19 protein-coding genes are annotated in these 26,800 nt (G+C 63.9%); 4 read left to right on the forward strand and 15 right to left on the reverse strand.

The window, feature by feature from the left end; genetic code table 11:
* Positions 1–190: 190 nt before the first annotated feature.
* On the reverse strand, positions 191–1,432 hold the full coding sequence (locus HUN39_RS05695; protein WP_175093509.1) for a L,D-transpeptidase family protein: 1,242 nt from the start codon (positions 1,430–1,432) through the stop codon (positions 191–193).
* Positions 1,433–1,587: 155 nt separating this feature from the next.
* A complete protein-coding gene (locus HUN39_RS05700; RefSeq protein WP_175093510.1) occupies positions 1,588–2,553 on the reverse strand; it encodes an acetyl-CoA carboxylase carboxyltransferase subunit alpha in 966 nt (321 codons plus the stop codon).
* Between the two features lie 173 nt (positions 2,554–2,726).
* Between HUN39_RS05700 and HUN39_RS05705 the strand changes: the two genes are divergently transcribed.
* Entirely contained in the window at positions 2,727–3,608 is an 882-nt protein-coding gene (locus tag HUN39_RS05705) for an alpha/beta fold hydrolase (RefSeq protein WP_175093511.1), read from the forward strand.
* An 18-nt stretch (positions 3,609–3,626) separates the two neighbouring features.
* On the opposite strand, the gene HUN39_RS05710 is transcribed toward HUN39_RS05705, so the two are convergent.
* The 4 genes from HUN39_RS05710 to HUN39_RS05725 all read right to left on the reverse strand — a co-directional run bounded on the left by HUN39_RS05710 (position 3,627) and on the right by HUN39_RS05725 (position 9,636).
* Positions 3,627–4,778 carry a TolC family protein gene (locus tag HUN39_RS05710; protein ID WP_232365936.1) on the reverse strand — a complete coding sequence of 384 codons (1,152 nt, stop codon included), beginning with the start codon at positions 4,776–4,778 and terminating at the stop codon, positions 3,627–3,629.
* Positions 4,779–4,993: 215 nt separating this feature from the next.
* Positions 4,994–8,140 carry an efflux RND transporter permease subunit gene (locus tag HUN39_RS05715; RefSeq protein ID WP_175093513.1) on the reverse strand — a complete coding sequence of 1,049 codons (3,147 nt, stop codon included), beginning with the start codon at positions 8,138–8,140 and terminating at the stop codon, positions 4,994–4,996.
* Between the two features lie 9 nt (positions 8,141–8,149).
* Positions 8,150–9,322 carry an efflux RND transporter periplasmic adaptor subunit gene (locus tag HUN39_RS05720; RefSeq protein WP_175093514.1) on the reverse strand — a complete coding sequence of 391 codons (1,173 nt, stop codon included), beginning with the start codon at positions 9,320–9,322 and terminating at the stop codon, positions 8,150–8,152.
* Positions 9,323–9,438: 116 nt separating this feature from the next.
* On the reverse strand, positions 9,439–9,636 hold the full coding sequence (locus tag HUN39_RS05725) for a hypothetical protein (protein ID WP_175093515.1): 198 nt from the start codon (positions 9,634–9,636) through the stop codon (positions 9,439–9,441).
* Between HUN39_RS05725 and pepN the strand changes: the two genes are divergently transcribed.
* The gene (pepN, locus tag HUN39_RS05730) at positions 9,628–12,264 is read left to right on the forward strand and encodes an aminopeptidase N (RefSeq protein ID WP_175093516.1); all 2,637 of its coding nucleotides are present in this window, start codon (positions 9,628–9,630) and stop codon (positions 12,262–12,264) included. The two genes, HUN39_RS05725 and pepN, sit on opposite strands and share 9 nt — an antisense overlap.
* Positions 12,265–12,425: 161 nt before the next feature.
* Positions 12,426–14,864 carry a PAS domain-containing sensor histidine kinase gene (locus HUN39_RS05735; RefSeq protein WP_175093517.1) on the forward strand — a complete coding sequence of 813 codons (2,439 nt, stop codon included), beginning with the start codon at positions 12,426–12,428 and terminating at the stop codon, positions 14,862–14,864.
* On the opposite strand, the gene HUN39_RS05740 is transcribed toward HUN39_RS05735, so the two are convergent.
* The 9 genes from HUN39_RS05740 to HUN39_RS05780 all read right to left on the reverse strand — a co-directional run bounded on the left by HUN39_RS05740 (position 14,756) and on the right by HUN39_RS05780 (position 25,782).
* On the reverse strand, positions 14,756–16,168 hold the full coding sequence (locus tag HUN39_RS05740) for a sensor histidine kinase (RefSeq protein WP_175093518.1): 1,413 nt from the start codon (positions 16,166–16,168) through the stop codon (positions 14,756–14,758). The genes HUN39_RS05735 and HUN39_RS05740 overlap by 109 nt on opposite strands.
* Entirely contained in the window at positions 16,152–16,835 is a 684-nt protein-coding gene (locus tag HUN39_RS05745; RefSeq protein WP_175093519.1) for a response regulator transcription factor, read from the reverse strand. Before HUN39_RS05745 ends, HUN39_RS05740 begins: the two co-directional genes overlap by 17 nt.
* Positions 16,836–17,010: 175 nt before the next feature.
* The gene (locus HUN39_RS05750; protein ID WP_408631391.1) at positions 17,011–18,528 is read right to left on the reverse strand and encodes a Do family serine endopeptidase; all 1,518 of its coding nucleotides are present in this window, start codon (positions 18,526–18,528) and stop codon (positions 17,011–17,013) included.
* Between the two features lie 218 nt (positions 18,529–18,746).
* The gene (corA, locus tag HUN39_RS05755; RefSeq protein ID WP_175093520.1) at positions 18,747–19,751 is read right to left on the reverse strand and encodes a magnesium/cobalt transporter CorA; all 1,005 of its coding nucleotides are present in this window, start codon (positions 19,749–19,751) and stop codon (positions 18,747–18,749) included.
* 16 nt (positions 19,752–19,767) lie between these two features.
* Positions 19,768–20,364 (reverse strand): nucleotide exchange factor GrpE, encoded by a 597-nt coding sequence (gene grpE, locus HUN39_RS05760; protein ID WP_175093521.1) that lies wholly within the window; start codon positions 20,362–20,364, stop codon positions 19,768–19,770.
* Between the two features lie 55 nt (positions 20,365–20,419).
* Complete coding sequence (locus HUN39_RS05765; protein WP_175093522.1) at positions 20,420–23,230, reverse strand: [protein-PII] uridylyltransferase; 2,811 nt, start codon at positions 23,228–23,230, stop codon at positions 20,420–20,422.
* Positions 23,227–24,204: a glutathione synthase gene (gene gshB, locus HUN39_RS05770; RefSeq protein ID WP_175093523.1), complete on the reverse strand. Its 978-nt coding sequence runs from the start codon at positions 24,202–24,204 to the stop codon at positions 23,227–23,229. Before gshB ends, HUN39_RS05765 begins: the two co-directional genes overlap by 4 nt.
* A 138-nt stretch (positions 24,205–24,342) precedes the next feature.
* Positions 24,343–25,182 carry a serine O-acetyltransferase gene (cysE, locus tag HUN39_RS05775; protein ID WP_175093732.1) on the reverse strand — a complete coding sequence of 280 codons (840 nt, stop codon included), beginning with the start codon at positions 25,180–25,182 and terminating at the stop codon, positions 24,343–24,345.
* A 3-nt stretch (positions 25,183–25,185) separates the two neighbouring features.
* Complete coding sequence (locus HUN39_RS05780; protein WP_018407545.1) at positions 25,186–25,782, reverse strand: LemA family protein; 597 nt, start codon at positions 25,780–25,782, stop codon at positions 25,186–25,188.
* A 136-nt stretch (positions 25,783–25,918) separates the two neighbouring features.
* On the opposite strand from HUN39_RS05780, the gene HUN39_RS05785 reads away from it, so the two are divergent.
* Positions 25,919–26,341: a SufE family protein gene (locus HUN39_RS05785; protein ID WP_175093733.1), complete on the forward strand. Its 423-nt coding sequence runs from the start codon at positions 25,919–25,921 to the stop codon at positions 26,339–26,341.
* Positions 26,342–26,800 lie beyond the last annotated feature (459 nt).

Consider the following 26,800-nt stretch of genomic DNA (forward strand, 5'->3'; position numbering starts at 1 on the left):
AACGCCCAAGGAGGGCTACGAAGCAAGACAACTCTCGCTGCGTCGCACTGTTATATTGCTGCGCCGCACAAGAGTCAAGATATTTTTCGCTACACGGCAAAGGTTCAGCGAGTCGCCGCCCATCGCCTTGGACAGAAAAGAAAGCCGCGCCTAGGCGCGGCTTTGAGTTTGCTCGAAGGATCCGAGAGTCTTAAAACGATTTGGTCGAGTGAGCGGCCGCGGATTTCCTGACTCCGATAGAGGCCGGCGGCGTCGGAATATCTCCCGCTTCCTTGTTAGAACGCGCCAATTTTTTGACGCTGTTGGTGGGGCTTGGATCCGAGGCGGCGAGCGCGGAGAGGTCGCGGTGGTCGCTGCGCATCGGCGCCAATGCGACGACGCGGGTCTGCCGGCTTTCGGCAGCGGCCTTCGCCGCGGCCAAGGTCACGACCGGCGATTTGGCGGCAGCCGCCCCAGCGCCTCGGTTCGGCTTCTCGTCGAGGGCGATTTCGGTGGGCGGAAGGATCGTTTCCGGCCGGCTGACCTCCGGAACCCGCGACGCAAAGGCGGGGTGCTGGCCGCCGTCCTGATAAACGATTCGCACCGGCTTCACGCCGCTTTGCGCGAGCTGAGCGATTTTGGCTTCGTCCTTGGCGGTCTTCTCGGCCACCGCCTGGGCGATCTCCGGGTCCTGTTTGAGCGGCGGACAGGCGGCCTCCGGATCGAGATTGGCCGAGCCGGCGGCGTTGAACACGTAACGCCGGTTGCAAAAGGCGACCTGCGGCTCCTGCAAGCTCACCTCGAAATGATCGGAGCCTTCCTTGAGCTGCTTCCAGAAGTCGATGTTGGGATCGAGACGGTGCTTGGCGAGATTTTCCGCCGTCATCTTGAAGGGGAAGGATTGCATCTGGATCGCGCGTTGACCGCCGGCGAGCGACGAGCGGGCGATCGCGTAGATCTCGGCGATCTGCTTGTCGGTCATGGAAAAGCAGCCGGCCGACGAGCAGGCGCCGTGCACCATGATGTCGCCGCCGGTGTGGCCAAGGGCGCGGTCGAGCGCGTTCGGATAGCCGACGTTAAACGACAGATAATAGCTTGAGTTCGGATTCATCTGCGCCGGGCCGATGGCGTAAAAGCCTTCCGGCACTTGGCGGTCGCCCTGGCGACGCTTGGGTCCGAGCTGACCCGACCAGCGGCACATCGGAAACGTTTTCAGATGGACGTAACGACCATCGGACCGCATCTTCCAGATTTCGAGCTCCGCTTCCTTTTTGTAGGCGCGGATCAGCATCGGCGCTTCCTTGGTCGTGCCGGCCTGCTCCATCAGCGCGACAGTCTCGGAGGGGATCGGCGCTAGCGAGCGATGCGCGAGACCGCTCTGCTCGCAGGCTGAGAGCGCAAAGGCGGCCAGGACGGCAAGCCCCAGCGCCGGCGCAATGCCTCGAGTCTTCATAATGTCCCCTCTGGCGGCGCAGTCGCCTCGCGAAGGTCTCGGAAGCGAGCCGCCGCGCCTGATCACGAAAACCAAACAATGGGACGAGAACGTGTCCAAATCAGCGAAGAACCGCGCGCGTACGCGCTTTTAGGGCCAATCTTCTGGAATTTACGTTAACGCTTCTCTTCAAGTTTCCGGCCCATGGCCAAAAACTTGTCGGCGCGGAATTGTCTCAGCTGTTCGCGCGACAAATTCGCCAAGCCGGCAAGTTCCTTGGCGAGCGCATCTCCGACTGCGCCAATGGCCGCCTGAGGATCGCGATGGGCGCCGCCCGGCGGCTCCGTTACGATCAGGTCGATGATGCCGAACTTTAAGAGATCCTGCGCTGTGATCTTCATGCTCGTCGCCGCCTCTTGCGCCTTGGCGGAGTCGCGCCACAGGATCGAGGCCGAAGCTTCGGGCGACGCGACGGTGTAGACTGAGTGCTCAAGCATCAGCACTTTGTTGGCCGCGGCGATCGCGATCGCCCCGCCCGACCCGCCCTCGCCCACCACCACCGCGACATTGGGCACGCCGAGCAAGAGCGACACGTCGGTGGACCGGGCGATCGCTTCGGCCTGCCCGCGCTCTTCGGCGTCGATGCCCGGAAAAGCGCCAGCCGTATCGACAAGCGAGACGACCGGCAAACCGAAACGGTCGGCGAGCTCCATCAGGCGGACCGCCTTGCGATAGCCTTCCGGCCGCGCCATGCCGAAATTGTGATGAAGACGACTCGAGGTGTCCGAGCCCTTCTCCTGGCCGATGACGCAGATCGGCTCGCCGCGGAACCGCCCGAAACCGCCGACGATCGCGAAGTCCTCGCCGAACAGCCTGTCTCCGGCGAGCGGCGTGAACTCGTCGACAAGCTGCCGCACATAGTCAGAAAAATGTGGCCGCTGCGGGTGCCGCGCCACCTGGATCTTCTGCCAGGGCGTCAGGCCGGCGTAGAGATCCGCGAGCGCCTTCGCGGCTTTGGCCTGGAGCTTGCTGAGCTCCTCGCCGATCGACACGGCCTCTCCGTTTCCGGCCAGCGCGCGCAGTTCGTCGACCTTGGTTTCGAGTTCTGCGACGGGCTTTTCGAAGTCGAGATAGGAGCGCATTGAGGCGGCGTTTTCCTTTAGGCGAGGGACGCCTCGCGGGCGCGGGCAAACTCGCCGCAACCGGCTTTGAAGTCAAGGAACACAAAGCGCCAGCGGCGCAGTTGCGAAACTCGATTCATCGCGTCAATGTCGCTGTCGACCGGGCAGGTTTTACATGCGGGAATGGTCGTTCCATGGCGTCTGCGCAAGAACCGTTTAGCCGCTACATCCACGCGGCCGACGGGCTCCGCTTGCATTATTTCGACTATCCCGCGCCGCCGGACGGCGGCGGGGGTCTGCTCCCGGTTGTTTGCCTGCCGGGGCTTGCGCGCTCGGCCGATGATTTCGACCGCATCGCCAGGACCCTGCAAGCCGACGGCCGGAGGATTCTTGCGCTCGACTATCGTGGACGCGGCCGATCCGACTGGGATCAGGACTGGCGACGCTATGACTTCAACGTCGAGCATGCCGACATCATGGCTCAACTTGCCGACGCGGGCGTCGCGCAAGCGGTGTTCATCGGCACGTCACGCGGCGGTCTTCACACGATGCGCATCGCGGCGCGCCGGCCCGGCGTCGTGCGCGGCGCGGTGCTCAACGACATCGGACCGAAGATCGAGCATGCCGGCCTGCTCCGCATTAAGCGCTACGTCGGCAAGCTGCCGCCCATCCCGTCTATGCGCGAAGCGATCGCCTTGATGCGAATGACCGCCGGCGTCAATTTTTCCGGCGTCTCGCCGCAGGAGTGGGAGGATTATGCGCGGCTTACCTTCGTCGAAAAGGACGGGAAAGTTCTGCTGCGCTACGATCCGGAATTGTCGCATACGCTCGACTCTGTCCTGCCCGACGTTGCGCCAAAGGAACATTGGGACGACTTCGCCGCGCTGTCGGATGTGCCGATTCTCGCCATTCGCGGCGCGAACTCCGACATTCTCTCGCCCGAAGTCTTTGACGAGATGGCCCGGCGCGCGTCGCGCCTTGAGCGGGCCTGGGTCGAAGGCCAGGGCCATGCGCCGCTGCTGCTCGATCAGCCGACGATTGCGCGTATCGCGGACTTCGTGCGCCAATGTCCATAAATCGCGCATCGCCCACTGCTAAGGCGCATATCCCTGCGCCTGATTAAGTCGGGAGATCGCGACGCCGACATTGATCTCGGCGTTCGCCTCCATGCGCTGCGCCTCGAGTTGAATCTGCCGCACGCGATAAAGATCGAAGGCGCTGATCTCTCCGAGCTTGAAGGCTTTGCGCGACAGTTCAAACTGTTCATTGGCGACGGTAAGACGGCTGTTGGCCAGTTTCGCCGCGCGTTGCGCCGCCGCCAGCGATGCGTGCGCCGCCTTGATCTCGGCGACCACGACGAGCTTCGCGCGCTCATATTCAGCGGTGGCGCGATCCATTTCGGCGAGCGCCTCGGCGCGTCTCGGCTCATTTCGGCCGGCGGTCGGGAGCGGAATGCGGATGCGCACCCCCACCGTGGTCGCATCCGTGCGCTGGTTCGTGATCGGATCCAAGAGATCGATCGAACGGTCGGTCGCATATTGATCATTATGTTCCTGCCGGCCGAAAATGCCGATCTCCGGACTGGGGATCGGCGTCGCGTCGACAAGCTCCGCCTGCGCTCTGGCGCGCGCAAGCGCGGCGACGGGCGCGCGCAGCGCAGGATGCTCCTCGATGTCGATCGGCGGCCGCACGGATTCAAGCTTCCCATCCGGCTGCGCGCCGCCGGTCAGGCCCGCGTAGGTGGCGCGCGCCACCTTTACCGCGCCCTCCGACTGCGCAAGCTCCGTTTCGGCGGCGAGCGTTTCGTTCCTGGCAAGCAGCGCATCGGTCTGAGCGGCGTCGCCAAGCTCGACGCGGCGCGTCATGTCCGCGCCGATGTCGCGGGCGGTGGCGACGCGATTGCGCGCAACGGAAACTTCGCGCGCCGCGCGCTGCGCAGTCCACCACACGTCGCGCAAAACGCCGGCGACTTCTAATCGACGAAGCGCCAGTCGCTCTTCAACCTCGAAGAGTCCGGTCGTGACAGTTCCCGCATAGGCGTCCCGCTGCCCGGGCAGCCACAAGGGCATGCCGATCTCAAGTTCGGTTTCATTGTAGTTGCGTAAATTGCCGGCGGCCGAGTTTCGCTGCAAGCCCTCGACATAGGGCGAGCCTGGCGTAATCGAATTGGCCGTCGCATAGCGCGCCGAGGTGGCGCGAAACTGCGCTTCGAGCGAACGGCTCTGCGCATCAACCAAGACGGCCATCTCAAGGTGTTTCGCCAACACGCCGCCGCTTCGCCTGGTCGGCGCCCGAACACGGGCTTTCTTGGGCGATGTCCCAGGCGGTTTCTTGGGTACAGCTTTGACAGACGCTTTGATCTGCATCTCCGCCGGCTCGCCCTGCTCCTGTGCAAAGACTCCCGTCCCGAAAGGCAAAGCGAACGCAAACAAGAAAAATGCCGTGTAGACCGCGCCCATCCTCATGCGCGAGCGTCCTCGCGCGCACGCATTGGTGCGGGTTGCCGCTTCGCGCGCGCGCGAAACTTCTGACGAATGACCAAGCCGAGATTGGCGGTGCGATCGTAAAGAATCGGCAGCAGGATCAAGGTCAGCACCGTGGCCGAGATCAACCCTCCGATGACGACGATGGCGAGCGGGCGCTGGATCTCGGCGCCGGGCCCATGCGCGAACAGGAACGGGATCAAGCCGAAGGCCGCGATGGTGGCGGTGAGCATAACGGGCCGCATGCGCCGACGCGCGCCCTCTAACACCGCTTCGCGCGTGCTGCGCGTGCCTTCAGCCACAAGCTTGTTGATGTAGGATATGAGCACGACGCCATTGAGAACCGCGATTCCGATAAGCGCGATAAAGCCGACCGACGAGGGCACGGACATGAATTCTCCCGAAAGCCACAGGCCCAAAATGCCGCCGATCGCCGCGAAAGGCACATTGCAGAACACCAGCGTCGCCTGCAGCACCGAGTTGAAGGTTAGATAAAGCAAGAGAAAAATCAGCGCCAGCGCGATCGGCACGACGATCGCGAGTCGGGCCGAAGCGCGTTGCTGGTTTTCAAACTGACCGCCCCATTGATAGCGATATCCCGGCGGCGTCTTTACGTTTTTGGCGACGGCTTTCTTGGCTTCGTCGACGAATCCGACAAGATCGCGTCCCGTCACATTGGCGAGGACGGTGGCGAAGCGACGGCCTTCCTCGCGAATGATCTGGATCGGCCCATTTTCCACGCGCACGTCGGCGAGTTGCGACAGTTCGACGACTTTGCCTTCCGACGACACCATCGGCAGCCGCGCGAAATCGACGGACGAGCGGCGCGAGGTCTCCGAGCCGCGGATGACGAGCGGCGTGCGGATCGGCCCTTCCAGCACGATGCCGACCGGCTGACCGTCGACCCACACGCGCAGCGCGTCCTGAATCTCGCCGGCGTTGAGGCCAAAGCGCCCGGCAGCCAGCCGATCGACGCGCGCCGTCAGATAGCGCATGCCGTCGTTCTGCAGACCGAAAACGTCACGCGACCCCTTGATCTTGCGCAATGTCGCGGCAACCTCGCGGGTGAGGCGGTTGAGTTCATCGATATCGTCGCCAAATATCTTGACGACGACGTCGCCGCGGGCGCCGATGATCATTTCCTGCACGCGCATGTCGATCGGCTGCGAAAAGGCGTAGGAAATGCCGGGCATGCTGTCGAGAACGGCGCGAATCTCGCCCATCAGCCAATCTATATCCTTGCCGCGCCATTCGCTTTTCGGCGCCAGCGTCAGGAAATTGTCGGTGTCGTTGAGGCCGACGGGATCGATGCCGAGCTCGTCGGCGCCGGCGCGGGCCATCATTCCCTTGACTTCCGGCACGCGCTCCATGATTGCCCGCTGAATGCGCATGTCGGTCTCCGCGGCCATATTGACGCTGATCGTCGGATGTTTGCGGATGGTGATGACGGGCGTGCCCTCGTTCATCACCGGCATAAAGGTCTGGCCGATGCCCGCATAGGCGGTGAAAGCGACGACGAGGCCGATGATGGCGGCGGCGCCGACAATTAAGGGCTTGTCGAGCGAGCGTCTGAGCAGCGGCTCGTAAATCCCGGCGAGCTTGCGCACAAGCCAGGGCTCGTCGGCATGGCCGGGCTTCAACAATGTCGCGCTCAGCGCCGGAACGACGGTGAGCGACAGCACGAGCGCCGATCCGAGCGCGAAGGCGATGGTCAGCGCCACCGGCGCGAACAGACGACCCTCCAGCCCTTCGAGAGAGAGCAGCGGCAGAAACACGGTGACGATGATGACCACGCCAGACGTGAGCGGGACGGCGACCTCGCGAGTCGCCTCAAGCGTCATGAAAATGCGATCGGAAAGACTGACGTCATGCGCATGCGCCATGCGATGTTCGACGTTCTCCACGACGACGACCGCGCAGTCGACCAAAAGTCCAATGGCGATCGCAAGACCGCCGAGCGACATGATATTCGCCGAGAGTCCCCACCAGCGCATGATGCCGAACGTCGCGAGCGCGGCGAGCGGCAAAATGACCGAAACGACGATCGCGGCGCGAAGATCGCCAAGGAACAAGACGAGCAGGATGACGACGAGGACGATCGCCTCGATCAGCACCTTCTGTACGGTCCAGACTGCTTTGCCGATCAATTCGCTGCGATCGTAGAAGATTTCGATTTTGGCCCCGTTCGGCAACGTGGGCTCGATCTCGGCCAGGCGCTGCTTCACGCCACTGACCACCATGCGCGCGTCGGCGCCGCGCAGCCCGAGAACAAGTCCCCACACCGCCTCGCCTTCGCCGTTGCGCACGACGACGCCGTTGCGCGGCAACGCGCCGTTGCGCACTTCGGCGACGTCGCCGACGCGCACGATGCCCGTGTCACGCGCGGCGATGACGACGGACCGTATCTCCTCAAGCGATCGCAGACGACCTTCGGCGCGCACGAGCAGCGCTTCCTCGCCATCGCGCACGCGCCCCGCGCCGTCGTTCTTATTGTTGTTGGAGAGCGCCGACTGGAGCATCTCCACGGTGACGCCGCGAGACGCCATGGCGGCTGGAAACGGCGCGACTTCGAAGGTGCGCACGAAGCCGCCGAGCACGTTGAGGTCGGCGACGCCCGGCAGGCCGCGGATGGCGGGGCGTATCGTCCAATCGAGCAGCGTGCGTTGCTCCGTCGGCGTGAGATGGCCGCCGACGATGGTGAACATCACCATCTCGCCAAGCGGCGTGACAATCGGCGCGAGGCCGCCGGAAACGCCGTCCGGCAACTGACTTTGCGCTTGCGCCAGACGCTCGTTGACCTGCGCGCGCGCCCAGTAGATGTCTGTCCCTTCCGAAAATTCGAAGGTGATCAGCGTCACCGAATAACGCGTTGTCGAGCGCATGCGGACGAGGCTGGGAATGCCTTTCGCCGCGAGCTCGATCGGCACGGTGACGCGCGCCTCCAACTCCTCTGGCGTGAGGCCCGGCGCGCGCATGGCGACCATCACCTGCACCGGGGCGACGTCCGGAAATGCGTCGATCGGCAGTTTGAAATAGCTGACCGCCCCCCACGCGGCGAGGCCGAGCGCGCCAAGAAAGACGAGCAGCCGCTGCTGGAGCGCGACACGGATCAGTCTTTCAAGCATTGCGTATCGTCACCTTTCGGCCTCGGCGAGTTCCGCCAGCAAGGTCAGCAGGCCGCGAGTCGCAACGCGCTCGCCTGCCTTAAGCGCGCCTTGGACGGACGCGGATTGCGGCGTCTCGGAAAGTAGCGTCACCGGGGTCGCGACAAAGCCTTCCGGCGAGCGCACGAACACCCAATTGTGATTTTTGAAGTTCACCAGAGCGTCCGAGGAAACACGCCACTGGGAAGCGTCGCCGCCCTTAAGGCGCAGGATCGCCTGAACCGCTTGGCCAGGGCGCAGCGGACTCGATCCAGTCCGAAACTCGGCGACGGCCGTGACCGACTGCGTCGCCGCGTCCACGGTGCGGCCGATGCGAATGAGTCTGCCGTCAATGCCCGCCAATGGCAAATGCACGCGGTCGACGTTGTCGAGGGCCGCGGCGCGGCCAAGGGGCACCTGCAGATTGACCCAAATGGGGTCGAGCCGCGCAATGGTGATGAGCGGCGCCGACGCCTGCACGCGTTCGCCCGTCGTTCCGTGTCGCTGCAGCACGGTCCCGGCGACCGGCGCGCGCACGACAAGCGAGCTTGCGAGCTTGCGCTCGCGCTTCAGCGTCTCGATCTCCTTATCCGTCATGCCGGCCAGTGACAGAATTTGCCCGCGCTCATCCAGCGCCGAACGCGCCTGAGTCGCCTCGGCGCGCGTGACGATCAATCGCCGCTCGGCGATGATGTGCTCCTTGAACAACTGCTCGTCGCGCCGCAGCTTCTCGGCCGCGAGATTCGCCTCCGAGACAGCGTGCAGGAAGGCGCGCTGGGCCTCGATGAGCTCCGACGACTTCAGTGTCGCGATCGGCGCACCTTGTTTGACATCCTCGTCGATTGCGACGAGCAGAGTCTCGACGAGACCCGCGGCGGGGGCGGCCACGATGAGGAGCTGTTGTGGCGGCACGGCGACGACGCCCGGCACGACGAGTTCGCCCATGCCCGACTCCTTCTCGACGGGCTGAGTCTCAACGCCGGCGACGCGCATCTGATCTTCGCTGATTTTGACGAGGATCGGCTGCAGGTTCTGTGTCTCGGCGGGGGCGCCTAGCGCTATTGGAGCGCTGAAGGTCAGAAGGCCGCCGCCGAGAATGAAAAAGCCCGAGAGAATGCAAAGGCCAAAGAAAGGAGCAAGCGCCAGCCGCATGTGAGTGATCATGAACCTTCGCTTTACAGGCCGTCCGCCTGCCTTCCGCTGTCGAGGGCAGCGGGACGCGTTCCAGAGGCGAAGCGGCGCACGCTGAAGTGACGCGCGCAACAGCGGCCGCCGCATTCCTACGGCGCCGCGATGGCGCTCATCTTGCCCGGATGCGGCGACAGGCTCAAGGCAATTCGGCCGCTCGCCGGAGATTTTCCAAAAAAAATAGATTGCGCGTCCGTGTTTTCGGCCGCTCCGACCGTCGCAAATGAGCGCGCGGGTTCTATAATCTTCAAAGAAACCGTCACCCTAGCCCTGAGGAAGATATGCGTCATCCTTCGACCGCCGCCATTCGGCTCGCCGATTACCGTCCTGCCGATTTCGCGATCGATTCTGTCGAACTTGATTTCAGCCTGCATCCGACCAAGACCCGCGTCTCCGCGCGACTGGCGCTGCGCCGCAATCCAGCGGGGGATTCTTCTGCGCCCCTCGTGCTCGACGGCGACGAGTTGATGCTGCTGGGCGTGAAGCTCGACGGCCGGACGCTCGGGCCCGGCGAATATGAAGCGACGCAGGAACGCCTTACTCTCGCCAATGTTCCTGACGCGCCTTTCACGCTGAACATCGACACGGAGCTCAATCCGAGCGGCAATACGCAGCTTTCCGGGCTCTATCGCTCCGGCTCGGCCTATTGCACGCAGTGCGAGGCGGAAGGTTTTCGCCGCATCACCTATTTCCTAGACCGACCCGACGTGCTCAGCGTCTATACGACGCGCATCGAAGCCGAGAAAAGCGAAGCGCCGATCCTGCTGTCGAACGGCAATCCGATCGAGCATGGCGATGTTGCAGGATCCAATCGCCACTATGCCCTCTGGCGCGATCCATTCCCAAAGCCTTCTTATCTGTTCGCGCTCGTCGGCGGCGATTTGGGCGTTGTGCGCGACGAATTCACGACAATGTCGGGCCGCGTCGTCGAACTGGCCATTTACGTCGAACATGGCAAGGAATCGCGCGCGGCCTATGCGATGGACGCGCTGAAGCGCTCGATGCGCTGGGACGAAGAGAAATTCGGCCGCGAATATGATCTCGACGTGTTCAACATCGTCGCCGTTTCCGACTTCAACATGGGCGCGATGGAGAACAAGGGCCTCAACATCTTCAACGACAAATATGTGCTCGCCTCGCCCGACACCGCGACCGACGGCGATTACGCCGGCATCGAAGGAGTCATCGCGCACGAATATTTCCACAATTGGACGGGCAATCGCATCACCTGCCGCGACTGGTTCCAGCTTTGCCTCAAGGAAGGGCTGACGGTTTTCCGCGACCAGGAATTTTCGGCTGACATGCGTTCGCGCGCGGTGGAGCGCATCGGCGACGTGCGCGGCCTGCGCCTCGCGCAATTCCCCGAAGACGCAGGTCCGCTCGCGCATCCCGTGCGTCCGGACGTCTATCAGGAAATCAACAATTTCTACACATCGACCGTTTATGAGAAAGGCGCTGAAATCATCCGAATGCTGCGGACGCTGATCGGCGAAGACACCTTCCGCCGCGGCATGGATCTTTATTTCGAACGCTTCGACGGGACGGCCGCGACGATCGAAGATTTCCTCTCCTGCTTCGCCGCATCGTCCGGCCGCGACCTGACGCATTTTGCGCTTTGGTACAGTCAGGCAGGAACGCCCGTCGTGACGACGTCAAGCGACTACGATCCCGCCGCCCAGACGTTTGCCTTGAAGCTGAGTCAGCAAACACCTCCAACGCCGGGTCAAAGCGACAAGAAGCCAGTCGTGATCCCGCTGGCGCTGGCGCTCTTTGGCGAGAACGGGCAAAAGCTCGATCTCGTCAGCGAAGACGCGGCGCCGACTGAACTTGCCCGTGGTTTGATCGAACTCGACCGCGCCGAGCGCGTCATCCGTTTCCGCGAGATTCCCTCGCGGCCCGTGGTCTCGCTGCTGCGCGGCTTTTCCGCGCCTGTGCGCCTCGAGCCGGCGCCGGCCAGCGAGGATCTCGAACGTCTGCTCGCCTGTGACGACGATTCGTTCAATCGCTGGCAGGCGTCGCAAAGCCTCGCCTTGCGAACGATCTTCGGTCGGCTTGAAACCGGCGCATTGGACGCCCGGGGACTTTGCGCAGCGCTGCGACTGCTGCTCGCCAAGGCCGAGGACGATCCGGCATTGGTCGCACAGGCGTTGTCGCTGCCGTCGGACATCGACCTTGCGCGCGAAAAGGCGAACGACGTCGACCCGGATCAGCTCTTCGACGCCCGCATGGCGTTGCGCGCGGAAATCGGCAGGTCGCTCGGCTCAGAACTCGACGCGATCCACGCGCGCTTTTCCGCCGCTGGCGCCTTTACGCCCGACGCCGCGAGCGCGGGACGCCGCGCTTTGCGCAACGTGACGCTCGACCTCATGGCCGCAGGCGACGCTGAAAAGGGGCGATCGTTGGCTACGGCGCAGTTCGAAACCGCAGGAAATATGACCGACAAGCTCGCCGCGCTCGCCACATTGGCGCTTCTCGGCGGCCATGCGCGCGAGGAGGCCTTCGCCCGTTTCTACGCACAATATGCCGGTGACGCGCTCGTCATCGACAAGTGGTTCTCGCTGCAGGCGATGATTCCGGAAGCGGCGACCACACAGCGCGTATTGGGCCTGATGACGCATCGCGAATTTTCGATGAGCAACCCCAACCGCGTACGCGCGTTGATCGGCGCCTTCGCGAACGGCAATCTCACGCGCTTTCATGCGCTCGACGGGTCAGGATATGATTTGCTGACGGCCGTGGTTCTCGAAGTCGATCCGAAGAATCCCCAGGTGTCCGCACGGCTTCTCTCGGCGCTGCGGTCCTGGCGCACGATGGAGTCGCGGCGCCGCGACCTCATTGAAGCACGGCTCAAGCATATCGTCGCGCAGGAAAATCTCTCGGCGGACCTGCGCGATATCGCCACGCGGGCGCTTGGCTGAGGCGCTTGGCTGAGGCGCTTGGCTGAGGCGCTTGGCTGAGGCGCCCAAAAAAGAGTCGTTAACGTCGCGTTAAGATCTGGACAATCGCGCGTCGAGAGATTCGAATGAAGGTGATTCGCTCGTAAGCCGCGTTCGCATCATATTCATTTTGGAGGCTATCGATGGCGCGCGCTCCCGCTGCCCGCGTGAAGACTCACGCCCATACCGTGTGGGGAGCGTACCGGTTCGATGAGAACGGCGCAAAGCGTCCGAAGGACTTCTCCTGGCTGCGCCCTTTGGCGTTCGCCGCCTGCGCGGTTTGCCTCGTCGCTCTCGCCGCCTTTGTCGTGTCGCTGACCAGCGCGATGCAGGATCGACTGGTCGAGCAGGCCGTCGACGATCTCGACCTTTTCGTGCGCGCCGTGTCGCAGGACCTGCGCGATAAAATCAAGACCGACGCGCAAAAGCCCTTCGGCGCGCCGCTCGATCAGCTCGTGCCGCAAGGCGCGCTCGCGCGAGGGCGACGCGTTCTGGTGACGGATGAGCACGGCCGCGTCGCCGCCGCCTTTCCGCCGATTCCATCGAAAGACCTGACGCTGTCGCAAGCCATCGGCGCCGAAGAGGCGCTCGTCGACTTCGCCGACAACGCCGGCGTCTTGCGGGTCACTTTGCCGGATGGCGTTCCCGCCCTCGTGAGCGTCAGAAAGCTGCCGACGCCCTTCGGTCAGGTGGCGATGATATATCCCGTCGACAATGTGCTCGGCGAGTGGCGCGTGATCGCGTCCCGCTATGCGCTGCTGTTCGCCTGCACCACGCTGCTGCTGCTCGTCATCGTCCTCGCCTATTTCCGCCAGAGTTGGCGTCGTCAGGAAGTCGAACGCGCCAACACGCTGATCCGCAGGCGCCTCGAGGCGGCGCTTTCGCGCGGCCGGTGCGGCCTTTGGGAATGGGACATTGCGCGCGGCCGGATCTACTGGTCAGACTCCATGTATGAAATGTTGGGGCTGCCGGCCGAGCGGCGTTCGCTCTCCTATGCCGAATTGAGCGCGCTGCTGCATCCCGACGATGGCGACTTCCAGACGATGGCCGACATGGTCGCGAGCGCACGGACGAATAGCGTCGATCACGAGTTTCGGCTGAAGAACGCCACGGGCGAATGGATCTGGCTGCGCGCGCGAGCGCAGATTGTCGAAGATAGTCGGGAAGCCGGCAAACATCTTATTGGAATCGCAATCGACGTTTCGGAGCAACGCGCGCTCGCCGAACAAACGGAGATGGCCAATTTGCGCCTGCGCGACGCGATCGACGCGATTTCCGAAGCCTTCGTGCTGTGGGACTCCAAAAACCGACTCGTGACCTGCAATTCGAAATTTCTCTCACTGCATGGCCTTTCGCTGGAAGCCGCATCCGCCGGAGCGAACTATCGGCAGATCATGAGCTGCGCCATCGCGCCGCTGATCCGCACCCAGGTCGCCTCGCCCGACGGACCTTCGCCAGACGCCCGCACCTACGAGGCGCAGCTCATCGACGGGCGCTGGCTTCAGATCAACGAGCGCCGCACCAAGGATGGCGGCTATGTTTCCGTGGGCGCCGATATTACGGCGCTCAAGCGCAACGAGGAGAAACTGCGTGAATCGGAGCGCCGCCTCACCGCGAGCGTCGCCGATCTGACCCGCTCGCGACAGACGCTGGAGATGCAGGCGCAGCAGCTCGCGATTCTCGCCGAGCAGTATCATCACCAAAAGGCCGAGGCGGAAGCCGCCTATGTGGCGAAATCGGAATTCCTCGCCAATATGAGCCATGAGTTGCGCACGCCGCTCAACGCCATCATCGGCTTTTCGGAAATGATGGAGGCGGAGCCTTTCGGCGCGCTCGGTTCGCCAAAATATCTCGAATATTGCTGCGGCATACGCCAGGGCGGCAATTACCTCAACGAAGTGCTGTCCGACATTCTCGACATGTCGCGTCTCGAAGCGGGCCTCATCCGCCTTGCCGAACGGGAGATCAACGTCGCGGAGGCGCTGCGCAAAGCCGTCGGAGCCTGGCGCGGGCGCGCCGAAGTAAAGAACATCGAGCTTGTCGCCGACGCCCGCGAAAACCTGCGTTGCGTCGGAGACGAAGCGGCGATCGTCAAGACGCTGAGCATCTTTCTGTCCAACGCAGTCAAATTCAGCGAATTCGGACGCGTGGTGCGGGTGCGCGCGCGAGCCCACGGCGGCGCGATCGACGTCTATGTCGAGGATTCGGGACGCGGCATCGACCCGCGCGCCATCCCCAAGCTCGGCAAGCCGTTCGAACAATGCGCCGATCTGATGGAAAACGGCATGCGCGGATCCGGGCTCGGCCTCGCCATCGCCCGCGCCCTCATCGAGCTGCATGGCGGCGCGCTGCGCGTCCGCTCCCGTCTTGGAGAAGGCACGGTCGTCATGATGCGCTTGCCGGCGGCCTCGGCGACGGTGACCCCATTGAAGGCGCGCGCCGTCGAAGCGGGCGGGACCACGAAGATTGCGCCTTATGCGCGCTCCATCCGCGCCGTCGGGCCGACCGTTGTACGCATTGCAGGCAGCGACAGCGCCACGCGCAATCCAGGCGCATTGTCTTCTATCCGCAACGCGCCGTGATGCATCCGCGCAACCGCCGCCGCGAGCGACAAGCCGAGACCTGAACCCGGCCGCGAACGGGAATTCTCAAGCCGCACGAAACGTCCCACCACGCGCTCGCGATCCGATGGCGCAATGCCGGGTCCGCGATCCGCGACGACAATTTCCACACGATCGCCGACGCGCCGCGCCTCGATGGCGATGCGCGGCTCATCGCCTGTCCCGCCATATTTCAGCGCGTTGTCGACGAGATTCACGAGCGCCTGCCCGAGCAATTCGCGGCTGCCGGTGACCGCAAGTCCGTCCTGCGCCGCGACATCGAGGCGGACGCCCTGCTCTTCGGCGACGGGCTCATACATCTCGGCGATGTCGCGCACGACGGCGTCAGCGTCGAAGTTCGCCATATTGTCGCTTGAATAGCCGGCCTCGGCGCGCGCGATCATCAATAGCGCGTTGAACACGCGGATAAGGTTGTCGGATTCTTCGATCACGGCGGCCAGCGCCGCACGATGCTCGCTGTCCTCGGCGTCTGCGCGTAGCGCCGCCTCGGCGCGGTTGCGCAAACGGGTCAACGGCGTCTTGAGGTCATGCGCGATATTATCGGAAACTTCGCGCAAGCCGGCCATCAGCTCGCTGATGCGCTCGAGCATGGCGTTGAAGTTTTCCGCCAGGCGATCGAGTTCGTCGCCGGCGCCCGAGATGGCGAGTCGCTCGTGCATATCGCCCGCCATGATGCGGCGCGCCGAGCCCGACATCACGTCGACGCGCTCCAGCATGCGATACGAAACGAACAAGCCGCCTAGCGCGCCGACGAGCGCGAGCCAGAATAGCGACACGCCGAGCGCGCGGCGCAATATGCCGCGAAGCACTTCATGATCTTCGATGTCATGGCCGATAAGCAGGCGAAAACCGCCGGGAAGCAGGAACAGCCGCAGCAAGGCCGGATGTTTGACGCCCGGCTCGCCGCGTCGCTCATAGGTCGTCTCGACGAGTTCCGTGCCGCCCGACGGCGTGAAATTCGGCGGCTCGATATTGCCGACGATGACGTCTCCGGAATGACTCGAGAGGAGATAGAGCGAGCCGCCGGGCGCGCGCACACGGCGCTCCACCGCATTGGCGAGCTGGCGCAGCCCGCCCTGCGCATATTGTTCGGACAGCGCCCGTATTTCGGCGTCGACGGTCTGCTCGATCTGTTCGTCGAGAACTTCCTTGACGCGTGCGCCGACGCGCGCGAGCACGAGGCCCGCGCCAATCGAGAACAGCACGAGATAGGCGATCGACAGTTTGAACGCTGTCGTGCGGAAAAGCTTACCGAGCGCCGTCACGGATCATATACCCAGCCCCGCGGATGGTGTGCAGAAGCGGGTTCTCGCGACCTTTGTCGATCTTGGAGCGTAAACGGGAAATATGCACGTCGATGACATTGGTCTGCGGATCGAAATGATAATCCCAGACGTTTTCGAGCAGCATGGTGCGGGTCACCACCTGACCGGCATGTTTCATCAGATATTCCAGCAGCCGGAACTCGCGCGGCTGAAGCACCACCTCCTGGCCGCCGACCGTCACCTTATGCGACAACCGATCGAGCTCCAGATCGCCGACGCGATACTGGGTTTCTTCGCCCTTGGGCCCGACGCGGCGTCGCGCCAGCGCCTCGACCCGCGCCAGCAGCTCCGAAAAGGCGTAGGGCTTTGGCAGATAGTCGTCGCCGCCGGCGCGAAGACCCTTCACGCGGTCGTCGACCTGGCCGAGCGCGGAGAGAATGAGCGTCGGCGTTTGAACGCCTTGCTCGCGCAAGCCCGAGATCAGCGACAGCCCGTCCATCTTGGGCAGCATCCTGTCGACGATCAGCACGTCGTAATCGCCTTCGCTGGCGCGTCCATAGCCCGCGAGCCCATCGGCGGCGTGTTCAGCGACATGGCCTTGTTCGCGGAACGCCTTGACGAGGTATTCGCTCGCTTCGCTGTCGTCTTCAATGATCAGAATGCGCATGTTTCACTATAGCTGAGATTGCAAAAAAACGGCAGGCCGGCGCATTGCGCGCCAGCCTGCCCCGCGATCGGGCGCCAGGAGGGGACTGGCTCTGCCCGACGCTCTTCGTTGCGGAGACCGGCTGCGGGCGGGTGCAGTGACGACGGCCTCAACGCAAGAAGTTCCTTAAACGGCCTTAGCCGGCGCCGCCTTTCACCGGAACGGCGATGAACTTCGCGCCGTCCGCAGATTTCACACGCAGCAGCACCGAGCGCCGTCCCTCCTTGCGAGCCGCCTCGATTGCGGAGGCGAGCTCGCCACGGGAACTCACCGGCTGCCCCGCGGCCTCGATAATCACGTCGCCCCTGCGCAATCCTTTTTGCGCGGCGGCGCCGGAGGGATCGATATCCGTCACGAACAGCCCTTCCCGGCCTGCGCCTCGGACCTCGGCCGCCGGGGCGACCTCGAGCCCAAGGCCGGACAGTTCCGGTCCCCGCTCCGAGAAGCCTTCATCGTCAGCGCGCGCTTCCCGCTCGTCGGGAAGAACGCCGAGTTTCAGCTTCACCGTCCTTTCGGCGCCCGAGCGCAGATAAGTGATGTCCACCGTCTTGCCAGGGCCGAGAGCCGCGATGCGGCGCGCGAGATCGCGCGACGTGTCGATCTTGTCGCCATTGACGGCGACGATGACGTCGCCAGACTTCAGGCCGGCCTCTTCCGCCGGAGCGCCCCGCTGCGGCTGCGCGATCAGCGCGCCTTTCGCGGACTTCAGCCCCATGCTGTCGGCGATTTCCGGCGTAACGTTCTGAATCTTGACGCCGATCCAGCCACGCGACACGGAGCCTTTTTCCTTGAGCGCCGCGACGACGTCCTTGGCGACCTCGGCCGGAATGGCGAAGCCGATGCCGATCGAACCTCCCGAAGGCGAATAGATCGCCGTATTGACGCCGATCACATTGCCGCGCGAATCGAACGCCGGACCGCCGGAATTGCCGCGATTGACCGGCGCGTCGATCTGCAGGAAGTCGTCGTAAGGGCCGGCGCCGATGTCGCGCCCGCGCGCCGAAACGATGCCGGCGGTGACTGAGCCTCCAAGACCGAAGGGGTTTCCGACCGCGATCACCCAGTCGCCGACCCGCGGCGCCGCGGAGCCCCAGTCGACATAGGGCAGCTTGGCGCCGTCGCTGATCTTGAGCAGCGCCAGATCGGTGCGCTTATCCGCGCCGATAACCTTGGCGGGCAGCGTTCTTCCGTCGTCGAGCGCAACGTCGACTTCGCTGGCGTGATCCACAACGTGGTTATTGGTGACGACATAGCCGTCTGGGCTGATGATGAAGCCAGAGCCCTGCGACATTGTCATGTGCTTCTGCGGACGGCCCCCTTGACCTTCTCCGAAGCGCTTGAAAAAGCGATACATCGGGTCGTCGGGCGACACGTCCGGCATCTCGAAGATGCCGCCGCCGTGCTGATCATCGACAGCCTTGACCTTGATGGCGACGACGGCGGGCTTGACGCGCTCGACGACGTCCGCAAAGGAGGCGGGTCCGGCGGCGGTGACAGATCCTGAAAGCGGCGCTTCGGCGTAAGCCGGCGTCAGCGGCGCCGGACCGATCGCAGCGCTAAGCGCGAACGCTGCCGCAGCGCCCATCAGCGCCAGACGGGACGCGCGGCGCGGCGCTTCTGCGGCGCGGGCGCGAGGATTGTTTGCGATAGGCATTTTTCGAAAATCTCCATCTTGAACGACGCCGCGTGGAGGAGAAGCGCAACGTCGCCGCAAGATGGAACATGGAGATCGCCGCTTTGCCGGCCAATGGCGGCGGGATGAAACTTTCGTAAGGCGCTAGGCCCACGGAAACGGTCGCAGGCGACTGCGCCTGAGACACGCGCGGCGTGAGAGCATTGCTGACACGCCTGCCCCGTGATGGCGCGCGGCGCTCACAGCCAGCCGGCGCGGCGCAGCCGATAGTACAGATAGCCGCAGATCGACACCGTCATGCCGAGGACCACGTAATAGCCATACTTCCAGTCGAGTTCGGGCATGTGACGGAAGTTCATGCCGTAGATGCCGGCGATGGCGGTGGGCACCGCCAGAATCGCGGCCCAGGCGGCGAGCCGGCGCGAAATGTCAGTTTGCTGGATCTGCGCGTTCATCAGGCTCGACTCGAAAGCGAAGGCGAGCGTCTCCCGCATCGTGTCGATGCGTTCCTGGACGCGGCGCAGATGGTCGCGAACGTCGCGAAAATGCGGCCGCATTTCCCGGTCGATGGCGACGATGTCGCTGCGCTCCAAGCGACGACAGACGTCCGATAGCGGCGTAACGGCGTTGCGCAGATGCAAGAGGTCACGCCGCAAACTATAGAGCTGCTCGATTTCCGGCTTGCCCATCGTCGTTGCGAGAACATGATCCTCGATGTCCTCGACCTGATCGTTGATCGCGTCGAGCACCGGAAAGTAGTTGTCGACGATGAAATCGAGAATGGCGTAGACGATAAAATCTTCGCCCTCCGTGAGGCGTTCCGCGCGCGCCTCGCAGCGTTCTCGCACATGCGCATAGGAGCTCGATGCGCCATGGCGCACGCTCACGACATAGCCGGCGCCAATAAAAATATGCGTCTCGCCGAAGGCGATGTGGCCGTCGACCATCTGCGCGGTGCGCGCGACGATGAAAACGCTGTCTTCATATTCTTCGAGCTTGGGAAACTGATGCGCCTTGAATGCGTCCTCGATCGCGAGATGATGCAACGCGAACTGTTCGCCGACGCGCTCCAGCAGCTTTTGTGACGGCTCGTGGAGTCCGATCCAGACGACATAGCCTTCGCGCTTGGTCCACTCTCCGGCCTCGTCGATCTCGATATCGGCGATCTTACGTCCGCCGTGATAGACCGCCGCTGCGACGACCCCGGCTTCCTTAGGCTTTGTCGCGGTCGCTCGCTCGTCCATGCGCATCCTCGATCGGTCAGGACGGCTTAGATCCGCCGCGCGCCACGCCGACTTTTGCGGGGCGCAACACGCGTTCGCCGATCATGTAGCCTTGCTCAACGACCTGAGCCACCGTGCCCGCGGGTTGCGTCTCGTCGGGAATTTCGAACAGCGCTTCATGCTGATTCGGATCAAAGCGCGCGCCTTTGGCGTCGATCTTCCTGACGCCGAAGCGCGCGAGCCGCGCGAGGAAATCGCGCTCCATCACGTCGACCCCCTCAAGCAGCGACGCAACCGCCGGCTCGGCGCGCGCCTCCTCGGGCACACTCTCGATCGCGCGGCGCAGATTATCGGCGAACGACAGCATCTCCCGCGCGAAATTCGCCACGCCATAAGTCTTCGCGTCGGCGATCTCGCGCTCGGCGCGACGGCGCACATTCTCGACTTCGGCGAGCGCGCGCAGGAGCTTGTCCTTTAAGCCCGCATTTTCCGCATATAAATTTTCGAGTTCAGTGAACGGCTCCGGCTGCGCAATGTCGGATTCGGCCGACGGCTGCGACAAGGACGAAGGCTCTGCGCCCCCCCGATTTTCGGTCGAGTCAGCCTTTTTGTCCGTATTCGTTGGATCGCTCATGCTGTCACCATCATTCTTCGTAAAGGCTTCGATATCTGCGCGCGAAACGTCAAAATCAAGTCGCGGCGGCGGCCGGCGTTTTGGCCCCGCGCGCGCCAGGAGCGCGAAACACGTCCAGGAGCTGGCGCTTGATCGCCGCCTGTCGCTGCGGGGAAGCGATCTTCGCCCCCGTCAGATCCGTGACATAGAAGGCGTCGACGGCGCGTTCGCCAAAGGTGACGATATGCGCCGAGGCGATATTGAGATTGAGCCGCGAGATCGCGTTGGTGAGCTCGAACAGCAGGCCCTCGCGATCAAGTCCCGAGACCTCGATCACCGTATAGACGTTCGACAGGCTGTTATCGACGACGACCTCAGGCGCGACCGAGAAGGCGTCGGTCGGCAGATGCGCTTTGGCGCGCGCCCGCAGCTCATCGGACACGACGACCTCGCCGCGCAGCGCCCTGGCGATGAGGCCGGCGATGCGCCCAGCGCGACGCATTTCGTCTTCGTCAAAATCGAAGGCGCGCGAGAAGAAGATCGTGTCGAGCGCGAGACCATCCGCGGTGGTGAAAATATGCGCGTCGACGATATTGGCGCCGCCGGCCGCGCAGCCGCCGGCGATGATCGACAGCAGACGCGGATTGTCGGGCGCGACGACGGTCAGCTCCACGGCGCCGCGCGTCCTGTCGAGTTCGACCGCGGTTGCGAGCGGCGCCGATGCGCCGTTCATCTGGCGAAGCAGCTCCGCGTGACGCAGCTTGCGGGCGACGTCGACCTTGAGCCAGTAGGCCGGATAGTGACGCTTGGCGTAGGCGTCGAACGCCTCGTCGCTCCACTCCGGAAGCGCCGCGCGCAGCTCGGCTTTCGCGGCGGCGACGCGACTCTTGCGATCGACCGCCGAATGGCCGCCGCCGAGCACAACCTCGGTTTCCCAATAGAGCACGCGCAGCAGCTGCGCCTTCCAGGCGTCGAGCACGCCGGGCCCGACCGCGTTGATGTCGCAGACGGTGAGAACGAACAGCATCTTCAGCCGCTCCATCGTTTGAACGATGGCGGCGAAATTCTCGATCGTGACGCGGTCGGAGAGATCGCGGCTCTGCGCGAAACTCGACATGGTGAGATGATGCTCGACGAGCCAGGCCACGGACTCGGTCTCGCCGGGGGTGAAGCCCAGACGCGGACACAGGCTGCGCGCCACCTCCATGCCGGCGCGGGAGTGATCCTCCTTTCGGCCCTTGGCGATGTCGTGCAGGAACAGGCCCAGATAAAGCACCTTGCGGTTGACGATCGTCGGCAGGATTTCGTCAACGAGCTGCTGATGCTCCGGCATGCGCCCGGCTTCGAGATCGGACAGTCCGCCGACCGCGCGCAGCAGATGCTCGTCGACGGTGTAGTGATGATACATATTGAATTGCATCATCGCGACGACTTTGCCGAAATCCGGAATGAAACGCCCAAGCACGCCGGTCTCATTCATCCGGCGCAACGTAATCTCGGTCATGTTACGCGAGAGCAGGATTTCGAGAAACAGCCGATTGGCTTCCTTGCTGGCGCGCAGATTGGCGTCGATCAGGCGCAGCGACAGAGTCACCGCGCGCAGAGCGTCGGGATGCAGCGGCAGGCCGTGATGATCGGCCATCCAGAAAAGCCGGATAATGTTGACGGGATCGCGCGTGAACACATCGGCGTCGACGATGCTGATGCGGTCGTGATCGACGATGAAGTCGCCTTGCGGGGCGCGGCTGCGCCGGCGCCGAAACGGCTGCAGAAACCGCTCGAAGATGGCGCGCGGCTTCGCCTGCTTTTCTTCAAGCGCCGCGCAGACGATCGCGGTGAGATCGCCGACTTCTTTGGCGACGAGAAAATAGTGCTTCATGAAGCGCTCGACCGGCGACAGTCCGCTACGGTCGTGATAGCCGAGACGCTTGGCGATCGTCGTTTGCACGTCGAAAGCCAGCCGTTCTTCGGCGCGTCCCGTCGCGAAATGCAGATGACAGCGCACGCGCCACAAAAACTCCTCGCAGCGCTCGAACAGACTGAGCTCCGCCGCGGTGAAGAGGCCTGCGGCGACGAGTTCCTTCGCCTCACGCACGCGATAGACATATTTGGCGATCCAGAACAGCGTATTGAGATCGCGCAGGCCGCCTTTGCCTTCCTTCACATTGGGCTCGACGAGATAGCGAGAGGCGCCGGCGCGCATCACCCGCGCGTCGCGTTCGGCGAGCTTGGCGGAGACGAATTCGCGCGCATCCGAACGGGCGATCTCGCGATCGAAGCTCTCGCGGAACTCGCTGAACAGCTCGGCGTTGCCGAGAATGAAACGCGCTTCGAGAAGCGTTGTTCGAATGGTCATGTCGGCGCGGGCCTGGCGCATGCACTCGGCGACGGAGCGCGTGGCATGGCCGACCTTCTGACGTAGATCCCAGAGAATATACAGGATCGCCTCGATGACGCTTTCGCCCCACGGAGTCTGTTTGTAAGGGACGAGAAACAGCAGATCGATGTCGGAGCCCGGCGCCAGCGTCCCGCGTCCATAGCCGCCAACCGCGATTATGGCGAGACGCTCGGCAAACGTCGGATTGTCGACGACGTAAACATAGCGCACGACATAGTCATAGATGGCGCCGATCAGCTCGTCTTCGAGCCCTGAAATCAATCTCGCGCACGCCAGTCCCGAGCCGCGCGCCTCAAGCCGCACGCGCGCAATCTCGCGTCCTTCCGCCAAAGCCGAGCGAAACAATTCGACGATCGCCGTGCGTCGCGCATGGCCGCGCTCCCTCTTGCAGATCGCCGCGATGGCCGGCGCGAGCGCCTGCCGCAGACCGCGAAACTGCTCGTTGGGATCAAGGCCGGCGAAAACGCTGAGCGGCGCCACTTGGTTCATGGAGTCAATTCCGGCGATCGGCCCGATGCGCGCAGGGCCCGCAGACGCGCCTCGATGGCGTCGAAGAGCGGCGGCGCGAGATCCGGCCCGCCGATGCGTTTTAGCGCGCGGAGCCCCGTCGGCGAGGTCACATTGATCTCGGTAAGCCAGCCATCGATCACGTCGATGCCGACGAAAACCAATCCGCGCCGTTTCAGCTCCGGCCCGAGCCTCGCGCAGATCTCTCTTTCACGCGCATTGAGCTCGGAAGCCGCCGGCGCCCCGCCGCGAACCAGATTAGACCGGATGTCGTCATCGGCGGGAATGCGGTTGATCGCGCCCATCGCCTCGCCGTCAATGAGAAGAATACGCTTGTCGCCCTTCACGATCTCCGGCAGGAATCGCTGCACGACCCAGGGTTCGCGGAACGTCGTCGCGAACATGTCGAACAGCGAACCGAAGTTCGGATCGCGTGGCGCGACCTTGAACACCGCGGCGCCGCCATGGCCGTAGAGCGGCTTCATGACGATCTCGCCATGCTTGGCGCGAAAGCGCTCCATCGCCGCGCGGTCGCGCGTGATCAGCGTCGGCGGCATCAGGTCGGCGAACTCCATCACGAAGATTTTTTCCGGCGCGTTGCGCACATGCGCGGGGTCGTTGACGACGAGAGTCCTCGGCGCGAGCCGCTCCAGAAAATGCGTGGAGGTAATATAGGCGAGATCGAACGGCGGGTCCTGACGCAGCAGCACCACGTCCATGGCGCCGAGTTCAAGATCGGTGGCCTCGCCAAGCGTGTAATAGCGGGAAGGATCGTCGAAAACGTCGATACGATGCGCGCGCGCCGTCAGCCGGTCGCCTTCAAGCGACAGTTGATCCGGCGTGTAGAACCATAGGCGATGGCCCCTGCGCTTTGCCTCCAGCATCAGCGCAAAGGTCGAATCCCCAGCAAAATTAATGCGTTCCAAGGGGTCCATCTGGACCGCAATCTCGAGCATTGATCCCCCTGCCCCGGCCGCCGGCGCCCTGCGCCGGCCCTTGGGAACGGCGCCGCCGCCCGGCGACACATAGCAGGAGAACCGTGGCCCTGCGCAACCCTCAATCGCCCCGGCCCTCAGCGGACGCGGCGGCGCGGGTCAGATGACGTAATCGAAAGAATCATAGGCGAGGCCGCGGAGGATCTGGTCCATGTCGCGCGCCGGCTCCATACGCGATTCGGTCCCGACCACCTTCGCCGGAACGCCGGCGACGATGGAATTCGGCGGAACCGACTGCAGCACCACCGAGCCCGCGGCGATCCGCGAACAGGCGCCGATCTCGATATTGCCGAGAATTTTGGCGCCCGCGCCGATCATGACGCCGCGCCCGACCTTCGGATGACGGTCGCCCGCGACCTTGCCCGTGCCGCCCAGCGTCACGTTATGCAGAATCGAGACGTCGTCGTCGACGACCGCCGTCTCGCCGACGACGAAACCGGCGCCATGATCGAGGAACAGGCCTTTGCCAAAGCGCGCGGCCGGATGAATGTCCGCGGCGAGCGCGTCGGAGGCGCGGCTTTGGATATAGAAAGCGAAGTCGTGGCGCCGCGCGCGCCACAGCGCATGCGCCAGCCGCGCCGACTGGATCGCGTGAAAGCCCTTGAAATAGAGCAGCGGTTCGATCATCCGCCCGCAGGCGGGATCACGCTCGACATAGGCGGCGAGATCGGCGCGGAAGGCCGTAGCGATCGCCGCGTCGTCGCGCACCGCCTGCAGGAAGGCGTCGGCGATCGTGTCGGCGTCCACGGCTGACGCGCCAAGTCTTATGGCGATGCGATGGACCACCGCCTCTTCAAGCGACGCGCGATTGAGGATCGCGCCGAGCATCAGCGGCGTCAGCGACGGGTCGAGACGCAGCGCCTCCTCGGCTTCGCGGCGCATATGCGCCCACATCGCCTCCCGCGCGATCAGCTCTTCTGTCGGCGCGTCGGCGCTCATCATTTAGAACTTCACTTCCGGCGGCGATTGCGCCGCGCCGGCCGCGGAAAATTCCGCCATCGGCTTCGTGCCGGCGAAGAAGGTCTTCGCCCAGAGGAGCGTCGGGAAGGTGCGCAGCGACGTGTTGAATTCCCGCACCGCGTCGATGTAGTCGCGCCGCGCGACATTGATGCGGTTCTCGGTGCCTTCGAGCTGCGACTGCAGGGCGAGGAAGTTCTGGTTCGATTTCAGATCCGGATAGGCTTCGCTCACCGCGATCAGCCGGCCGAGCGCGCCGGTCAGTTGATTTTGCGCCTCCTGGAACTGCTTCATCTTTTCAGGATCGGTCAGCGAACCCGCGTCAACCTTGACGGACGTCGCCTTGGCGCGGGCCTCGACCACGGAGGTGAGCACGTCCTTCTCCTGCCTGGCGTAGCCCTTCACGGTCTCGACCAGATTGGGAATGAGATCGGCGCGGCGCTGATATTGCGACTGCACGTCCGACCACTTCGCCTTGGCGTTTTCTTCGAGCGTTGGAATCGTATTGTAGCCGCAGCCTGCAAGACCCAGGCTCAGAAAAATCGCGGCGGCGACGGCGCGCCAGCGGGAAAAGTCGCTCATATAAAACTCCCAAAGAGCGGCGCGGCGCGCCAGCGATCGTCGCGCGGAATGTAAGGCGTGGCCCTCGCCAAGGAAAGGGCGCGGCTTAGCGCCGAAATGAGGTAGAATGCGTCTTGGCCGGAAGGATGCGGAGCAAATGCAGATCGACGAGATCATAGGCAATTTCGAACTGCTCGATGAGTGGGAGGATCGCTACCGCTATCTCATCGAGCTTGGCCGCACGCTCGAGCCGCTGCCGAAAGACGCCTATACGGACGCGAACAAGGTGCGCGGCTGCGCCAGCCAGGTGTGGCTCGAAACGACGCCGACGCGCGACGCCGAGGGGCGGACCGCGCTCTCGTTTCGCGGCGACAGCGACGCGCATATCGTGCGCGGCCTCGTCGCGCTCGTGCTCGCGCTCTACTCGGGGCGGCCGGCGCAGGAGATCGTCGACACCGACGCTGCGCCGCTCTTCAAGGAGCTTGGCCTTTCCGAACATCTGACGCCGCAGCGCGCCAACGGCCTGCGGTCCATGGTCGAGCGCATCAAGAAAGAAGCCAAAGAGGCGATGGCGGCGTAAGCCCCCCTCCCCAGCCCTCCCCCGCTTCGCGGGAGAGGGAGTGAGACTCGGGCGTTTCATCGATGCCGCGCTGGCGTATCTATCCCGACGCCATAGCGCTGCGCTGCTCATTAGCGTCCCCTCTCCCGCGAAGCGGGGGAGGGACAGGGAGGGGGCGCCAGTCCAGCAGCACTATGTTCTGTCATCGTTCGGCCGTTTCGCGACATGAGCGACGCGTAGGGCTGCGAAACCTTGCCGCGTCACGCCCGCCTTGAGCCGGGCATCCACGAATGCGCCCGTCTTCACGTGGAGAGCCCGTGGGACAAGCCCCGGCCATGACGGGCTGGCGCAACGCGTCTCGCGCCGCCGGCGCCTCTCGCGCAACGGCTCCGCTCATGTTACGCTTGTCGAATATTAGAGAAGATATCGCTGGGGCATTTTATGGGATTTCAGTCGGCGATCGACGCCAAAGATAAATGT

Origin of the sequence: Methylocystis silviterrae, from assembly GCF_013350005.1 — a bacterium.
In the GTDB taxonomy this organism is placed as follows: domain Bacteria; phylum Pseudomonadota; class Alphaproteobacteria; order Rhizobiales; family Beijerinckiaceae; genus Methylocystis; species Methylocystis silviterrae.

What these genes read in the sequence shown, in the direction of transcription:
- grpE (WP_175093521.1), bottom strand. Translation starts at nt 20,364, where the DNA reads ATGAGCGATCCAACGAATACGGACAAAAAGGCTGACTCGACCGAAAAT.
- HUN39_RS05725 (WP_175093515.1), bottom strand. Translation starts at nt 9,636, where the DNA reads ATGACGCATATCTTCCTCAGGGCTAGGGTGACGGTTTCTTTGAAGATT.
- HUN39_RS05695 (WP_175093509.1), bottom strand. Translation starts at nt 1,432, where the DNA reads ATGAAGACTCGAGGCATTGCGCCGGCGCTGGGGCTTGCCGTCCTGGCC.
- HUN39_RS05735 (WP_175093517.1), top strand. Translation starts at nt 12,426, where the DNA reads ATGGCGCGCGCTCCCGCTGCCCGCGTGAAGACTCACGCCCATACCGTG.
- HUN39_RS05785 (WP_175093733.1), top strand. Translation starts at nt 25,919, where the DNA reads ATGCAGATCGACGAGATCATAGGCAATTTCGAACTGCTCGATGAGTGG.
- HUN39_RS05780 (WP_018407545.1), bottom strand. Translation starts at nt 25,782, where the DNA reads ATGAGCGACTTTTCCCGCTGGCGCGCCGTCGCCGCCGCGATTTTTCTG.
- HUN39_RS05765 (WP_175093522.1), bottom strand. Translation starts at nt 23,230, where the DNA reads ATGAACCAAGTGGCGCCGCTCAGCGTTTTCGCCGGCCTTGATCCCAAC.
- HUN39_RS05705 (WP_175093511.1), top strand. Translation starts at nt 2,727, where the DNA reads ATGGCGTCTGCGCAAGAACCGTTTAGCCGCTACATCCACGCGGCCGAC.
- HUN39_RS05745 (WP_175093519.1), bottom strand. Translation starts at nt 16,835, where the DNA reads ATGCGCATTCTGATCATTGAAGACGACAGCGAAGCGAGCGAATACCTC.
- HUN39_RS05750 (WP_408631391.1), bottom strand. Translation starts at nt 18,528, where the DNA reads ATGCCTATCGCAAACAATCCTCGCGCCCGCGCCGCAGAAGCGCCGCGC.
- HUN39_RS05710 (WP_232365936.1), bottom strand. Translation starts at nt 4,778, where the DNA reads ATGGCCGTCTTGGTTGATGCGCAGAGCCGTTCGCTCGAAGCGCAGTTT.
- cysE (WP_175093732.1), bottom strand. Translation starts at nt 25,182, where the DNA reads ATGAGCGCCGACGCGCCGACAGAAGAGCTGATCGCGCGGGAGGCGATG.
- HUN39_RS05715 (WP_175093513.1), bottom strand. Translation starts at nt 8,140, where the DNA reads ATGCTTGAAAGACTGATCCGTGTCGCGCTCCAGCAGCGGCTGCTCGTC.
- corA (WP_175093520.1), bottom strand. Translation starts at nt 19,751, where the DNA reads ATGGACGAGCGAGCGACCGCGACAAAGCCTAAGGAAGCCGGGGTCGTC.
- HUN39_RS05700 (WP_175093510.1), bottom strand. Translation starts at nt 2,553, where the DNA reads ATGCGCTCCTATCTCGACTTCGAAAAGCCCGTCGCAGAACTCGAAACC.
- HUN39_RS05720 (WP_175093514.1), bottom strand. Translation starts at nt 9,322, where the DNA reads ATGATCACTCACATGCGGCTGGCGCTTGCTCCTTTCTTTGGCCTTTGC.
- pepN (WP_175093516.1), top strand. Translation starts at nt 9,628, where the DNA reads ATGCGTCATCCTTCGACCGCCGCCATTCGGCTCGCCGATTACCGTCCT.
- gshB (WP_175093523.1), bottom strand. Translation starts at nt 24,204, where the DNA reads ATGCTCGAGATTGCGGTCCAGATGGACCCCTTGGAACGCATTAATTTT.